The sequence below is a fragment of the Hymenobacter saemangeumensis genome (assembly GCF_039541835.1).
Taxonomy (GTDB): Bacteria; Bacteroidota; Bacteroidia; order Cytophagales; family Hymenobacteraceae; genus Hymenobacter; species Hymenobacter saemangeumensis.
In genome coordinates, this window is sequence record NZ_BAABGZ010000075.1 from 41496 (window position 1) to 56340 (window position 14845).

Genomic DNA, 14845 nt, shown 5'->3' on the forward strand with positions numbered 1-14845 from the left:
AGCAATGCCGTACACGCCGCCCAATCCCAAGCGCTTAGTCAACGAGGTGTCCTCCATTGTGGGGGGAAATCGCCTGGAGCCCCGGCCCCGCAGCCGCGAGTTCAACCGAAGCCTGCGGGCCGAGGTACGCGATGCGGCGTGGCTGCTCACCCGCCAATGGCAGCTTAAAGAGTTCCGGGCCGAAGACCGCGGAATGCCCGTGGAGGCCGAAATAGTACTGGAAGTGTCGCGGGTAAACCAAGTGCGACTCAACACCAGCACGCCGGTTGCCTTCACCCAAGAGCGCTTGCCGCTGCCGCTGGATGCCCTCGTGCAAGGCCAAGCCCCCGTGGTGGACCCGGGCCTGCGGCTTCAAATGGGGTACTACTGGGTGCAACTGCTGCGCCAAGCCGGGCTGACCAGCTACGTGGCCCCTTTCCAAACCGGGACGTACGCTTTGGAAGCCCAAAACGATCAGACGCCTGGGCACTTAGCCGAGTACGGATCGGAGTACGTTCTCTCAGAAGCCCACTTGATGCTGCGCACCCTCAGCGGGAAGGCCGTAGACGGGTACCGGGTGTTCGAGGAGGTGTTGCCGGACGCCAACGCGGTCCTCGCGGCTGCCGGCGCACAAAACGCTCCCCCTGCTGAGCAACAGCAGTTGCGCGAGGCCGCGTCGGCCTTTGTGGCTTGGTTTCGGCGCCTGTACACGCAACCGACCGGAGCCAATGCCTCGGCCTGGTCAATACCGGACGTAAGCTACCGTTTTGCGGCGGCCGCACCCACCTCCGGCACCAGCCCCCTGGTGCTGACAGCCCCCGAGCACGATGGGCAGGACATGCACTGGTATTCCGTGGACGTAGCTGCCTCCGCGGGCGGGTTTCAAAACACCGCCAACGTGGTACAGCCCGTCACCCAGCGGTTTGTACCTTCGGAAATCGAATTTGCCGGGGCCCCCAGTGCGCGGTGGTGGGAGTTTGAGGACGGCAAAGTTGACTTTGGCAAAGTAACCGCCGACCCTTCCGATTTTGGCCGGATGTTGCTGCAGGAATTCATGTTTCTTTACCAGAACGATTGGTTTGCCCTGCCTTACACGGTTCCAGTGGGCAGCATGTGCACGGTAAAAAGCCTGGTGGTAACCGATGTCTTTGGGCAACGCTACGACATTCGCGCGGCTGGCCGCTCCGAACAAACCGAAGAGGACGGCACGGCGATCGACACGGATTGGGGCCGGTGGAGCATGTATGCCTTGAGCGAGGAAAGCAACCGAGCCATGTCCGAGCCCCGTTTGTTTATTCCACCCACCTCTTTGGCGCTGCAGGAAGGCCCGGACCTGGAGCAGGTTTTGTTGTTGCGGGAAGAGGCTACGAACATGGTCTGGGGCGTGGAGCAACTGGTCTCCGACGGGTTGGGACGGGGAACTGACGGGAACGCGGTGGCTGCCCGGGTAACCGAATACCTGCGGCGCCACGCGCCAGCAGCGGCCACGGCGGCCACCACCTCGCCGTACGCGTACCAATTGGCCACCTCCGTGGCCGAGAACTGGATCCCCTTTGTCTTAACCCAAACCGGACAAGGGGTGGTGCAGTTGGAACAAGGCGCCATGCTGCGCTACGTGGAGGGCGTTAATCTGCCGGCAGCAGACAGCGTGGTACAACCGCGGACTTCGTTGTTGAACCTGGGGGCACCCACCGACAACTACATCGTGCGCGAACACCGGGTCCCCCCCGCTGGAATTCGTGTTGACGGCAACTACCGCCGGGCCCGGTGGTTTGACGGGCGCACCGTGGTGTGGTACGCCCGGGACCGGTCGCCGGGCCGGGGCAATGGCAGCAGCGGCCTAGCATACGATCAACTCTTGCCCCGCACCCCGCGCACCGAGCCCGCCTGCTTTGGCATCACGGCCGCTACCTTCAATGCCGCCGGTACGCGCATTGAACGCGTGCGACTTTCGCAACTTACGGCGCAAGGCGTGCCTATTGAACCCGTGCAGGAAAAGAACCGAGCGCAACTGCTGGACATGCTAATCGGGCAAGACGAGTTCGTCGTGCTGGGCACCGGGGGCAGCACCGGGGCCAGTGTCGAGCTGGTTACCCTGCCCTCCGGCCTGCAGTTCATCCAAGTTGCGCCGGTTCCGGCGAACCCTCCCGCCCAGGATTCGCTGGGAACCCTGCCGGTCGTGCCGTAGTTGCCAGCCAGACGCGTAATTTTATACAACAGGGGCGGCGGCAATCTTGTGGTCCGCCGCCCACTATTCTTTTCTACGCGCGCTGCTATGATCAAATACGTACTGCTGGTTGCCGCCCTTTGGCAAACAATTGCCGTGGGGCATGCCCAAACCTCCCTTTTTGGCCGCGGCATCTCGTTTACGAACCTAGGCCCGTTTGCCGCGGACGTGGCGGTGGCTCCCGACGGGACGGCCACGGTCCCCGTGCACACGCGGGATTCCATGCAAGTCGGGTCAACGCTACTCGTCCCCGGTCCCAGAACGGCCACGGCCCCTTTATTTTGGCGCCGGGAATTCGCGCTAGTTACTTACACGCCCAACGGGGCGGTCCAGCGCCTGTTTCGCACCAGCCACGGCGGGGCAGGTTGCCAGGCCGCCGTGGCCGATTCCGTCGGGAATGTGTACGCCACCGGGTTTTTCTCCGGTTTTCTGGTGGTGGGGCGCGACACGCTCCGCTCGGCAAACGGCCCGGGGGGATTGGATGCGTTTCTTTTCAAACTGGATCCAGCCGGTGCCGTGGTCTGGGCCCGGCGCATCGGGGCCGTGGATTTGACCAACAACGCTTTTGGCGAGGGTCTTTCGCTTCAGCACATCGTATTGGACCGCCGCGGCAACATCTACGTGGGAGGGTATTTCACTGGCGCCATTTTCATCGGGGCCACGCAGGCGGTGTCGCGGGGGGGGACCGATGTGCTGCTCGCTAAGTTTACTCCGCTGGGGCAGCCCGTGTGGGCGCGTACCGCGGGCGGATTCAACCCCGACAAACTCGATGCCATGTCGGTGGACCCGGCCGGCAACGCCTTTTTGGGCATCAGCTACACCCGCAACATCACCATTGGGACATTTTCGTATCAATTCCCGACTTCGCGCGCGACGGACATCTGTGTAGCGCGGGTGGATGCAAGCGGCGGGGTCACCTGGGCTCGGGCCGCCGGTGGGGTACAGTCGGAGTACGTCTACGTCACCGAAGCCCATCCTTCCGGGGATGTCTTTATCGTCACCGGCGCCCAAGCCAATTCCGCGTTTGGAGTGGCGCTTACCGACGGACCGTGGCTGCTGCGCCTCAACGGGGCTACCGGTGCCGCGCGGTGGGCACAACCCCTAGCGGCGGTCTTCACGGCCGCTGGGGTGGACCGCGCCGGGACCTTATACCTGGGGTCGCACGTTCCCCACCACCGCACTTTGAACAACGGCGTAACCCTGCCCGGGTCGGCAACGGGCAACGGGGCCCCTTTTGTGGCGGCGTACGGGGCCGAGGACGGGCTCTGCCAGTGGGCGTTGCAGGCCACCGACACCGCCGTGCCGCGCCACCCCGCGTTTCCTACCGGGGCGGTTCCGAACCAACGCATCACCGTGACGCCCGACGGTTACGTGTACGCGTTTGGCCAGGGCGACGGCCGCGTGGTCTTCGGGGCCGATACGGTGGCGTCGCGGCTGGGCACGTGGCCGTACGGCCGCTACCAGTGGAGTTGGAAAGCGGCCCCGCCGCTGCGGGTGGGAACGCCGGGTGCCGGGCCGCTGTGGGTGTGCCCGGGCAGTACCGTGCAAGTCCCTTTTTCGGTCAGCCCGGGCAGCGGCAGCAACAACACCTTCACGGCCGAGCTTTCCGATGCCGCCGGCTCGTTTGCGAGCCCGGTGGTAGTGGGCTCGGCCGCGGGCCCGGGCAGTGGCTCCGTGGCTGTTACCTTGCCGATGGGGTTAGCCGATGGCCCGGGCTACCGCCTCCGGGTCGTGGCCTCCGCCCCCCGCCGCATCGTGTCGGCCGGCGACGGCGTGGCCCTGTGGGTACAAGCTGCGCCCCGGGCCCAAGTGGTCCCCACCGGCGCGGTGAGCAGTTGCCTTGGATCGCCGGTGGCCCCCTTGGCTGGTTTTGCAAATGCCGGCGCGGCGCTGCAATGGTTACGGAACGGGCAGCCCGTCGCCGGCGCGACGGGCCCTGCCTTTTCTCCGAGCCAAAGCGGGAACTACGCGCTGCAGGCCGTGGGCAATTGCGGGACGGTGACGTCGGCCCCGGTTACGTATACCGTGCACCCCCGGCCCGTGGTCACGCTGTCCCCGCAGGCAGCGGTACCCGTGAACCAAGCTCCTTTCCCGTTGACCGGCGGGGCACCTGCAGGGGGCAGTTACAGCGGCCCGGGGGTGAGCGCTAATACCTTTGCGCCGCAACTGGCCGGGGTTGGAACCCACACGCTGGCGTACGAGTACCGGGATGCCAATGGCTGCGAAGCCTCGGCCACGACAACCATCACGGTCACCCAGCCGCTGGCTGCGCGCGCACCCGGGGAGGCAGCGTTGTTGGCCATTTATCCGAACCCCGCCACAGGAATAATCAACGTGGCCTGGCAGGGTCCGGCAGAACAAGCTGTGGTGCAACTCGTGAATGGCGTCGGCCAGGTTGTCCTGACGCAAGGCCTCAGGTTAACAAATGCTGCCCAATCGGTTGACTGCCGAAGTCTAGCCCCTGGACTTTATTACCTGCAGGTGACTTTGCCCAAGGCGGTGATAGGTCGCCAGGTAGTCCTGCAGCCCTAAGAATGTAACGCCTGGTCTGAAGTAAGCCAAAGCCAGGTAGACTTATTAAGAAGCGTTTACCCCGAACTAACGGTTGGGGTAAGTGAGCTGTGCAAGCGCACAGAAATAGGGACTCAAGGCCTTGGATCGCGTGCCGCCATGTGCGGGTTGCATCTCTGGTCCGGGCTGCGTATGTTCGACCTTTCTTACGTGCGGCGGCTTCCACCGCGTATTCTTACCCTCAATCATGGCCGTATTCGTCACTGCCGCCCGCTCGGGCGATGCCCCTGCCCTGCTGGCGGCTATCCAGGCCGCTGCCCGCCAGCGGCTGGAAACGTGGGAATTGATTGACGAACGGTTCGTGCACACGGCCGAATCCGGACAATGGAACGCGGGGGCCTACCTGGCTTACAATCCCGGGGAGAGCACCGCCGACCGTTTGGTCTTTTACTATCACTTGGAGGCGGGCACCCAGCCCCACCCGCACACGTACGGCGTGTACAACGGCCGCTTTACGCAAATGCTGCTCAACCATTTTTCGGCCCGCATTGCGGACATCCGGGTGCGCGACCTACGGCCCCGCCCGTCCACGCGTTCCTGACTTTTAACTAACCGCGGGGAGCCAGGCAGAACTCCGCGGCGCGTACAAGTGCGCGTTTCTGTGGTTAAGCACTATGGTGTCTACTTCGTTTCCGGTCCCGGTTCGCACGTGCCCTTGCCGCAGCAGGCCAACGCGCTGCAGCGCCTGTACTTAATTCATCTTGCATTAGACGTGCATTACGTTCCGCTCACCCACCGCCTGTTCCTGCACGTGGCCGGCGCGCCGCTGCAAGCCACCGGCTGCTGGCAAGGCGAGACCTGCACCTTGTCCGAGTTGGAAGCCGCCAATGCGATTCACATTACTTAGTGAGTTGAGCAGGAGTACGCGCCAAAGCGCCCGATTCGACCGAACGGCCCCCTTCTGCTTCCGTCGCACTTGGTCGAAGTACTTTTTCCATTCCAGTTACCCACCCTTATCGCGTATTGCCTTATGCCTGCCCGTCGTCCCGCTCAATCGTTAACGCCGGCTGACTTTTACCGCGCTGCCCAACCGGCCCTTGACTGGGCGCGTGCTGCCGTCCAACAGCCCCGGGTCGGGGGGCAAGCGTGGCAGGTCAGCGATATCATCGACCACCGCGGCTACCAGTACGTGGACTTGGTGATGGAAGGCGGCGGGGTACTGGGCATCGCCTTGGTGGGCTACGTGTACGTGCTCGAGCAACTCAACGTACGCTTCCTGCAGTTGGGCGGCACCTCGGCCGGATCCATCAACGCCATGCTGATGGCCGCGGCTGGGCCGGTGTGGGATGCCAAAACGGAGTGGCTGCTGACCCAACTTGCCGCGCAAGACCTCTACGCCTTCGTGGACGGCGACGACGACGCCCGCGACTTCGCGGAAGTGGTACTCGAAAACGGCCGCCTGCTCAAGTACTTCTGGAAAGGCGCGCAGGTGGTCGACAATTTCACCGAGGACCTGGGCCTCAACCCCGGGCACGTCTTCCACGCCTGGGTGCGCGGGCTGCTGGACGAACGGGGCATCCGCCGCGTGGCCGACCTGAACCGGCTGCGCACGCTCGCGCCCGTCGACGGCCTGCGGTTGCGCAACGGCACGCCCTACGCGCCGGGCCAGCCGGTGCGGGTGGCCGTGGTGGCGGCCGATGTGACCACGGAATCCAAAGCGGTGTTTCCCGAGATGGCGCACCTGTACTATGCCCAGCCCGAGCAGGTGCACCCGGCCGACTTTGTTCGGGCTTCCATGTCCATCCCCTTCTTCTTCTGGCCCCACACCGTCGGTCCATTGCCCGGCGCAGGCCAGCCGGGCGGGGCGCTGTGGCAGGACGCCACCGGCTACTGCGGTCTTGTTCCCGAAACGGTGCATTTCCTGGACGGGGGCATCATGAGCAATTTCCCCATCGACTTGTTTCACCAGCACTACCGCGTGCCCAACTGCCCGACGCTCGGCATCAAGCTCGGCTTGAACCGGAGCCGTCCCAACCAGCTGACTAAGTTTACCAAGCTCATCGGGGCCATGTTCGACGCGGCCCGGCACGTGCACGACTACGATTTCATCAAGCGCAACCCGGACTTTCGGCTCTTGGTCAGCTACGCGGAAACCGACCAGTTCAACTGGTTGGATTTTGGTTTGTCCGACGCGACTAAGCTGGAGCTGTTTGCCAAGGGCGCGGCCGCGGCGGCTAAATTCGTAGCCGATTTTGACTGGCCTGGTTACCGCACCTTGCGCCAGGAAATGATCAAGGCCTACCAAATGACGGACGCCATGCGCCCGGCCACCGGGTTAACGTAGCGGTTACCGGGTGCAAATCCACTTAGGGCGCGCATGCATTGCTAACTTCCATCTGACTGACAAGAAGTGTTTCCCAGCCAAGTAATACTTTTCCTGATAATTTATGGCCGCAACGGTTTATGAAGTCTTGCCCTTAGAGGCCAATTTGCGGAGCCAGCCGCGGTTGGATCCCAAGAACATTTTGGCTCAACTCAAACAGGGCCAGCACGTGGAGGCGCTCCCTGTGCTCGAAGATCAGCCCAAGGAGTGGGCCCGCGTGCGCGCCGATTTGCAAGGCACGCCGGTGGAGGGGTACGTTAAGGCCTACTTGCTAAAGGAAGCAACGCAACAACCGGTCCCGCCGCCCCCGCCGGTCTTACCGTCCATTCCCGAAGCGCACCTGACGCCTTTGCATCCCGTGCGCATTGACAACCCCGACCTGCGGGCCTTCCCCCTCAACGACCCCAAGCAGCCCGGCCGCGCCGGTGCCGCCCCCGAGGCCAAAGCGCAGGAACTTGGCGGCATTGTCGACTACCTGAAGGTTGAGCGGGCGAAGCGCTACCAGCGGACGCCGTCGGCCACGTTCTGCAACATCTACGCCCACGACTACTGTCTCTTGGCCGGGGCTTACCTGCCCCGGGTCTGGTGGCGGGCCAAAGCGCTGACCCAGTTGCTGCAGGGGCAGCTGGTGGCGGCGCGTTACGGCACCACAGTCGAGGAGTACAACGTCAACGCGCTGTTTAACTGGTTGGAGGAGTTCGGACCGGATTTTGGCTGGCGGCGCACCGCCAGTGTAACGGAACTGCAGCAAGCTGCTAACCTGGGCCAAGTGTGTGTGATTGCGGCGCAACGGACCAACCTCAACGCCCCGGGTCACATCGTGGCGGTAGTGCCTGAAACTCCCTCCCACAAGGCCACACGCAAGGGCGACGTGGTGACGGTCCCCCTGCAGAGCCAGGCGGGCGCAACGAATTTCCGCTACGGCGGGCGGGTGTGGTGGACCGGAGCGCAGTTCCGTCGCTTTGGCTTTTGGATCCACGCGTGACCATTCTTGCCTGCCTTATGTACGTAGAGCATGCAGGCATAATGAGCTTGCATCCATTTCCATGGCTATGAAGGCCTGCCCTACCTACGTTTATTCTCTGAGCACTTGCTCAGGGGGACATAGGAGCAAAACCGTATCGAATCGTATCATCGGAGAAATCAGATTTGCTGTGCAGGTTGATGTGCTGCCAGCTCGCCCGTGAGCTGGCAGCACATCAACCTGCACGGCGATTTCGACTTCTCGGACGAGGCCCTCAAAGACTCCCTCCGCTTTGACCTCGAAGCCCTCTACGCTTTTAACTGGGAGCAGACCCCGGATCCGTCCGATTAACTTTTGGACCAAACTTTTAACCAAGGCCAGCTTCCTGCACCTCCGAACAGGCCGGCAGCAGGTTGAAGTTTATGTACGTGGTGGCGAGTATGATTCCACCGGCGTGCCCCGGTTCCTGGATTACCCATGGCGCCGAAAACAGTGGCAGTGGGCAAAATTATTGGACAGCTTGTCCACTGCCCGGGATTTGGTAAAGCAACTATGATTGCCCTCCCGGCGATAGGGTCAGCTGGCGGTGATGTTGCTCTGGTCGAGAACCATCACTTGGTTTCCAGCAGGGTCCCGAAAGGAGGCGGTTTCTCCCTCATCGTGGTTTCCTATAGTTCCTAAGACTTCGTCAAGCTGGATTCCCTGCTGTTTGAATCGTTGCCGAGCGTCTTTCATGGACGAGACCATCAACCCAAAAAGGCCTTTGTCTCCGCTTGGGCTTAGCACCAGGGAATGGGTGCCAAAATCATAACAAAGCCCGTGAAGGTCCTCGTTAGGCTCAAAGCCAAGGAGGGCTGAGTACCACCGGCGAGTAGCTGGGATGTCGCGGGCATAAATGCGCTGTACAGAGGCCATAGTCAAATCTGTTATAAGGCAAAGCAAGCGGGCAACGTGGCAAGATGGGCGCTACTCTTGTTGTCGCTTTCTGGCCACCAGGTCCATTTGCTCCAAGTATTCCGTTTTGCTCAGCAGGGTTACATGGTAGGTGTCTTCCGTCGGACCCGAAAACTTGTATATCTCTACGCCAAAGCTGCTGTTTGAAAAGTAGGTATAAATGAAATTTTCGCCGGAAATGACTTTGTCCTTCTTCATGCCCATGGAGACCACCTCCGATTTGATGGCCGCAAAACAAGGCTGAGTAGGCGGGTCGTAGGATACGATGATAACCTTGCCGTCTTCGTTAAGGCTTACGGCAGCCGTTTCGTAGGCTTTATTGGCCCAGATGGTCCCGCGTCCCCTGAACTTCTCTTGCACTTTGTAGCCCTTTGCTGCCATATAAGCATCTTGGGCGGCCATGTCTTTGAAAAAGAGGCTACGCAGGCCTTTTACGCTGATGCACTGGCTGAATGACAAGTGGCTTCCGAGAAAAAGCAACACCGTGAAGAGGAGCGAAAGCTTCATAAAGAAGAAGTAGGGAAGCGGAAAAATACAGCTAATTGCTTAACTGGAGTTCCCAGCCAACTTTCTCAAATGCAAACTGCCCGGCCGGTAACTGGGTTAGTTGTTTCTTGCGCCGAAGCAATGAGGGAAGTAACGCCCTGGCAAAAGGCCTATACCGCTACTTTTCTACAAGTGCCCAATCCCGACAGTACAAGCCACTTGCCGGCAACCTCACCACCCCACAAACAACTGAATGGACCAATCGCTCGCCCTCTCCTTTACCTTATATAATACCAAAGGTGCTACGGCACTGCTGCTGGGGTCAGGCCTCTCGTCTGCAGCAGGCATCCTAACGGGCTGGGGCATTACCCTTGATTTGGTCAGAAAAGTAGCGGCGGTCGAAGGTGAAGATGCAGGCCCTTCCCCAGAAGAATGGTATAGGAAGCGCTTTGGTGGAGAGCCGGACTACGCGAAGCTACTTGAGCTACTGGCGCCCACGCCCACGGAGCGGCAGCGCTTGTTGTTGCCCTACTTCACAGCTTCCGACGAGGAACGTCAAGAAAACAAGAAGCAACCCACCAAAGCGCATCACGCCATTGCGCAATTGGTCGCGCAAGGATTCATCCGCGTTATTCTGACGACCAACTTTGACCCCTTATTGGAACTGGCCTTGGAAGCGGTAGGCGTTATTCCCGCCGTTGTCAGCGACCCGGGCGCTATTGCCGGCATGATGCCCCTGCAGCACGGGGCCGTCACCATCATCAAGCTGCACGGGCACTACAGCGATACGCGGCTGCGCAACACCCCGGAAGAGCTGGCGGTGTACGAGCCGGCCCTGGCCAACCTCCTAGACCGGGTGCTGGACGAGTACGGATTGATTATCTGCGGCTGGTCGGGGGTGTGGGATGCCGCGTTGCGGGATGCGCTGTTTCGCTGCCCTTCCCGCCGGTTTTCTACCTTTTGGGCTTCGATGGGCCCGTTGGCGGAGGCCGCTCAAAAGTTGGCCAACCACCGGAAAGCAACCGTAATCCCGATAAAAGGAGCGGACGAGTTCTTTCAAGGCATCGCCGAAAAGGTAGCCTCGTTGGAAGAGATGTCGCGGCCCCACCCGGCCTCGGCCGCCGTAGCGGTAGCGGCCTTGAAACGGTATCTACCCCACGAGGAGCAACGCATCCGTTTGCACGACTTGGTGATGCAAGAGGTGGAACTACTGCGGGCCCACATTGCCCAGACAGTGCCGGCCATGAACACCCACGTGGGCGACCAAGGACAAGTCTACCTGCAGGCGGTCACCAGGCTGGAGGCGTTGAGCGAAACGATGGTGGCGCTGATGGCCACGGGTTTGTTTTGGGGAACCAGCCAGCAACTGCCCTTGTGGTTGCGGGCCATTGAGCGATTAGGGAGCACAAGCGTAGCCGATGTGAACGGCGGGTACATGATGTGGTACGACCTGTTGCAGTACCCCGCCATGTTGGCGTTGTATGCCGGCGGCTTAGGGGCCCTGGCAGCCGATAACGAAGAAGCCTTAATCGACTTGTTACTGACACCCCGGTTGCGTGACAAAGCCCGGCAGGAGATAAAAACGCCCGTGGCCGCATTCGATACCCTGTTTGACGAGTATGCCGTCCGGTTTCTGAACTTGCCCCACAAAAAGCTAACCCCCGTAAGCGACCGCGTGCACGAAGTATTGCGTCCCGCATTGCGCGAGCTGGTACCGGAAGATGCTGATTACAATACGCTTTTCGACCGGCTGGAATACTTAATTTCCTTTACCGGCTACGGTAGCCCGGGCAAGCAAAAAGGGTATGTTCGCTATGGCCGGTTCTACTGGCGGGGTGCTCGAATGAATGATAACCCCGCTGTTCAGCAGGTAGACAATGCCATTGCGAAAGAAGGCGCGGCCTGGCTATTGTTGCGGAAGGGAGTATTCGAGGGCAGTACGGCGGAGTTGGCGAAAGCCGTAGAAGCCCACAAGGCGGCAATCAAAGAAGGTCGCTTTGCGCGTGCATAGCGCCACATTTTATTTATCACTGGCAAAAGGCCCAGTAGCACCTTGCTACTGGGCCTTTTACACTACTGACCAATGACGTAAACCGGCACAGCCTGCGCATCGACTCCGCGCCCGGTTTCTTTCTTCACCTCTTTGCCGTCCAACAGGATGGCGCACGTGATTTCTGAAGCCCCCGTGCCCCCGTCGATGCTGGCCAGAATCGTCAGGTTATCGCCCTGTTTCATGGTGCGCTTAAACCGGTAGCTGGCCGGCAGCGGCGTGTTGCTGAGCGTGGTATTGCCACCGCTCTCGTTGGTATAGCTCAGGTAGTCCGAAACCGGGGCATTGGAGGTGATGCGGTATTCAACCTGGTACTCTTTCGGACCAGTTGGTGCAGCATCATTGTCTTTGGAACAGCCCGAAGCTGTCACGAAGGCCGCACAGCTCAGAAGTAGATAAGCAAGTCGTTTCATAGGTCAGAAAATGCAGTTAGCGGAAGTGATACCGCACGCCAATGCTGGCCAGACCTGGCCAGTGGTCGATAAGCGGGTTATTAAACAGGTAGCCTTTGGTGCCCGTAGCCACGAGCGAGAGCCTGTTACCCAGGAATACATCCACTTCAGCACCGGCCTGGGGTCCGTAAGTGAAGCGTTGCGGTTCGTTCGCCCCGGTAGTCATCTCACCCGTGCCGTTCTGGTTGGTCCATTCGTAACCGGCTCCTGCGCCTACTAGTAGGTGGACGTAGGCCACTTCCCCAAGACGAAACAGTTGAGGCGCGAGCAACACCCGGCCCTGATAAACTGAGTACTCGCCGCGAGCGGCCAGCGTACCGTGCTCGTAGCCTCCGCTCAGGCGCAGAGCCAAGCGGTTCGTGAGCATGGGCGTATAGCTCAGCTCGTAGTAGTCGCCGGTTTCGGAGCGACCAAGATGCACTCCCCAGGAGGCAAGGTGTTTCACGTGGCGCTGGGCGAAGGCTGGCGAGAGGCCGACCCCCGCTAGCAGGAGCGCCAGTAACAAGAGCTTTTTCATAAACACCTAGCGGGGCCGGTTACGGTCCATTTTAATGAGCGCATTACGGCTGAGCGTCGAGGCGTACACCGCTTCGGCGGCCTGGTGCGCGGGCCCTGCCTGGGAGGCCTCCATGAACAAGCGGTCGCCCTGTTCGCGCAGCTGCATGGCCTTAATCATGTTGTCATTTGACGAGTTGAGGGCCGCCATTCGCTCCCCCTCCGTCATGGCGTACCGGCCGGGGTTTTTCAAGGTGGCTTGCATTTCCACGCTCTGCGCGGTCATTTCATCGGCAATCTTGTAGTAGTTCACGGCCATGGCCAGCTTGCGCTTGGCCATCATCTCTTCTGCGGCAAATAAGGAAACGGTCGACTCCTCGCGTTTGGCTTGGTACTGGTCGCTGGTCAGGTTGCCGTTGGGGTCCGTCGAGCTGGCTCCGAAGCGCGAGAACACATCGTACATGGTGTTAACGTCTTGCGCTGGGTTGTTTAACTGTAAGGCCTGCCGCAGGCGCTGGGCCTTGGCATAAACCGGCATCATCTGGTTGGTCTGGCTGCGGCCGGACATGGCCAGGGCGCGAGCAAACAGCTCCTGCGGATTGGACAGGCGCAGGTCCTGAATGCTTTGCACCTTCCGCAGGTCCGCCTGCACCTGCTTCTGTAGGTCCAGTCCTTCCTGCGTCAGGCTACGCACCTTGCTGGTGATGTCCTTCGTAACCCCCGCAATCTGGCGGGCGTCCTTCACAACCTGATAGTTCTGGACCGTGGTGGACCACTGCTGCAGGCGCTTGGCAAACTCGCCAATCTGAACGCCCATGTGCAGCGGGTCATTGACCACCATTTGAGCCGAGGCTTTTTGGGCCGGGGCTACTAGCAACGCGACGGCCACCAGGGCCGGAAAAAGAGTCTTTTTCATTGTCGTAGTGTTGGTGAAAGGAAAAGATTAGCGCCCCGAGGCCGTGGCCGGCCCCATCTGGCCAGCAGCCGCTGTAGTAATCAGGATGGGGTAGCCATCGGGCAGCAGCACATCCCGGAGCTTGGTCCGGGTTTTCGGGCGGCTCAGCACGCCCATGGCCACGCGTCCGCCCACGCCCACCACAGAATTCGCGGCCGAGGCGGAGCGGTCAATGGCCGTGCTCACTTCCTGCATGGATTGCTGCTGCAGGTCCTGGCCAGCCAGGCTGGCATCCTTGGCAACCCGCTTTACCGGGTCAATCATGATGCCCGGCATGTAGTTGTAATCGTAGATGCTGGCCGCGACCCGGGTTGGACCGAGGCGGTTGACTTCCAGCATCACGTTGTTGGTGCCTACACTGGCAATGCCGGCGAAGACGGAGTTCTTGGGGAACGTCACCCCGGACACCACGGCGTCTTCCTGCAGGCGCAGCAGCACGACGGAGCCGGTCCGCACCTTTTGCTCCCCGTTGATGACGCACTTAAAAAAGACGTCGGGCGTTAGTTCCGTCTGGTTGCCCTGGGCCATCATCCGGGCAGAGTTGCCCACCTTGACGGTATTGAAACCATCCGCGCCGGCGGCCCCGGTCCGGGAAGCCAAGGCCTGCGCGGCGGCTTTGGGGTCGCGAAAGCGCTTGCCCGTCATGCGCTCGTAGGCGGCGCGGGTTTCGGGAGGCGAGCTGCCCAACATAGCCAGTACGTCCGGGTCCGTTTCAAAGGGGGTGCCGTCGGTATCTCTCGCCGGTAACAGGGCCGCCCGAATCCCTCTGCCGACACGGGAACCGGCCTGTCGGGCCGTACTGCCCACCACCTGGCCGGGCCGCCGCCGGGGGACCACCAGCGTTTCCGAGTGGTAAGAACCCGTGGTCGGGTCCTGGAGCGTTGTTTCGATAGTGTCTACATCGGCCGCGGCGAGCCGCGCCTCCTCTTGCCGACGCCGTGCAGCCTGGGTTGCCGCGGCAGCGCGCCGCTTCCGGCGCAAAGCTTGGCCCATGGTATCGGCCACAAAAGCTTCTACGACCTCATCGGTGTTGGGTCGGGTCGGGGCACTCTGAGCTTCTTGTTCCAGCCGCCGCTGCTGCTCGATTTGGGCCGAGGGCGAAACGGCCGGCGCCGGCGCCACGGGCGCGGCCTTGATTTCGGGCTCGATGTTTTCCGAAGCGGCCGCCACGACTTCTTTGCGCTGCTGCGCCGCCTGGGTAGCCGAGCGCAGCCAGAGAAAGAGTCCGGCGCCGACCAGCAATACCAGCAGGCCGGTCAACAGCATCCAATTGTTGCGCAGTACCTCCGCCGGGGTCGCTTTCGCCTTGGCAGCATCGGGCCGTTCCGGACCAAACCGCTCCTGGTCGTCGTGTTCGGAAGACCCCATGGCTGGGGGTTGGTTGTGTGG

The 14845-nt window shown here is 61.4% G+C and carries 14 protein-coding genes; 8 read left to right on the plus strand and 6 right to left on the minus strand.

Annotated elements, in window-relative coordinates:
• Positions 1 to 4: 4 nt before the first annotated feature.
• From ABD919_RS18690 to ABD919_RS18720, 7 genes are all read left to right on the plus strand, one after another.
• Positions 5 to 2167 carry a hypothetical protein gene (locus ABD919_RS18690; RefSeq protein WP_345237578.1) on the plus strand — a complete coding sequence of 721 codons (2163 nt, stop codon included), beginning with the start codon at positions 5 to 7 and terminating at the stop codon, positions 2165 to 2167.
• Between the two features lie 417 nt (positions 2168 to 2584).
• Positions 2585 to 4738, plus strand: a complete 2154-nt coding sequence (locus ABD919_RS18695; RefSeq protein ID WP_345237579.1) for a T9SS type A sorting domain-containing protein — start codon at positions 2585 to 2587, stop codon at positions 4736 to 4738.
• A 226-nt stretch (positions 4739 to 4964) separates the two neighbouring features.
• Positions 4965 to 5318, plus strand: coding sequence for a hypothetical protein (locus ABD919_RS18700; protein WP_345237580.1), 354 nt, complete (start codon positions 4965 to 4967; stop codon positions 5316 to 5318).
• 60 nt (positions 5319 to 5378) lie between these two features.
• On the plus strand, positions 5379 to 5624 hold the full coding sequence (locus ABD919_RS18705) for a hypothetical protein (RefSeq protein WP_345237581.1): 246 nt from the start codon (positions 5379 to 5381) through the stop codon (positions 5622 to 5624).
• Positions 5625 to 5747: 123 nt separating this feature from the next.
• Positions 5748 to 7061 (plus strand): patatin-like phospholipase family protein, encoded by a 1314-nt coding sequence (locus tag ABD919_RS18710; RefSeq protein WP_345237582.1) that lies wholly within the window; start codon positions 5748 to 5750, stop codon positions 7059 to 7061.
• A gap of 388 nt (positions 7062 to 7449) precedes the next feature.
• Positions 7450 to 8085: a hypothetical protein gene (locus ABD919_RS18715; RefSeq protein WP_345237583.1), complete on the plus strand. Its 636-nt coding sequence runs from the start codon at positions 7450 to 7452 to the stop codon at positions 8083 to 8085.
• Between the two features lie 198 nt (positions 8086 to 8283).
• Positions 8284 to 8415: a hypothetical protein gene (locus ABD919_RS18720; RefSeq protein ID WP_345237584.1), complete on the plus strand. Its 132-nt coding sequence runs from the start codon at positions 8284 to 8286 to the stop codon at positions 8413 to 8415.
• A gap of 225 nt (positions 8416 to 8640) precedes the next feature.
• On the opposite strand, the gene ABD919_RS24020 is transcribed toward ABD919_RS18720, so the two are convergent.
• Together ABD919_RS24020 and ABD919_RS18725 are read right to left on the minus strand one after the other, a co-directional pair.
• A complete protein-coding gene (locus ABD919_RS24020; RefSeq protein ID WP_425556421.1) occupies positions 8641 to 8979 on the minus strand; it encodes a VOC family protein in 339 nt (112 codons plus the stop codon).
• Between the two features lie 51 nt (positions 8980 to 9030).
• On the minus strand, positions 9031 to 9525 hold the full coding sequence (locus ABD919_RS18725; protein ID WP_345237585.1) for a hypothetical protein: 495 nt from the start codon (positions 9523 to 9525) through the stop codon (positions 9031 to 9033).
• A gap of 232 nt (positions 9526 to 9757) precedes the next feature.
• Here ABD919_RS18725 and ABD919_RS18730 point away from each other — a divergent pair, with 232 nt between their 5' ends.
• Complete coding sequence (locus ABD919_RS18730; RefSeq protein WP_345237586.1) at positions 9758 to 11515, plus strand: SIR2 family protein; 1758 nt, start codon at positions 9758 to 9760, stop codon at positions 11513 to 11515.
• A 62-nt stretch (positions 11516 to 11577) separates the two neighbouring features.
• Here the strand turns inward: ABD919_RS18730 and ABD919_RS18735 are convergent, their stop codons facing one another.
• The 4 genes from ABD919_RS18735 to traM form a co-directional block, all read right to left on the minus strand.
• Entirely contained in the window at positions 11578 to 11967 is a 390-nt protein-coding gene (locus tag ABD919_RS18735) for a hypothetical protein (protein ID WP_345237587.1), read from the minus strand.
• Positions 11968 to 11983: 16 nt separating this feature from the next.
• The gene (locus tag ABD919_RS18740; protein WP_345237588.1) at positions 11984 to 12451 is read right to left on the minus strand and encodes a hypothetical protein; all 468 of its coding nucleotides are present in this window, start codon (positions 12449 to 12451) and stop codon (positions 11984 to 11986) included.
• A 78-nt stretch (positions 12452 to 12529) separates the two neighbouring features.
• Positions 12530 to 13417, minus strand: a complete 888-nt coding sequence (locus tag ABD919_RS18745; protein ID WP_345237589.1) for a hypothetical protein — start codon at positions 13415 to 13417, stop codon at positions 12530 to 12532.
• A 27-nt stretch (positions 13418 to 13444) separates the two neighbouring features.
• Positions 13445 to 14824, minus strand: coding sequence for a conjugative transposon protein TraM (traM, locus tag ABD919_RS18750; protein ID WP_345237590.1), 1380 nt, complete (start codon positions 14822 to 14824; stop codon positions 13445 to 13447).
• Between the last annotated feature and the right edge of the window lie 21 nt (positions 14825 to 14845).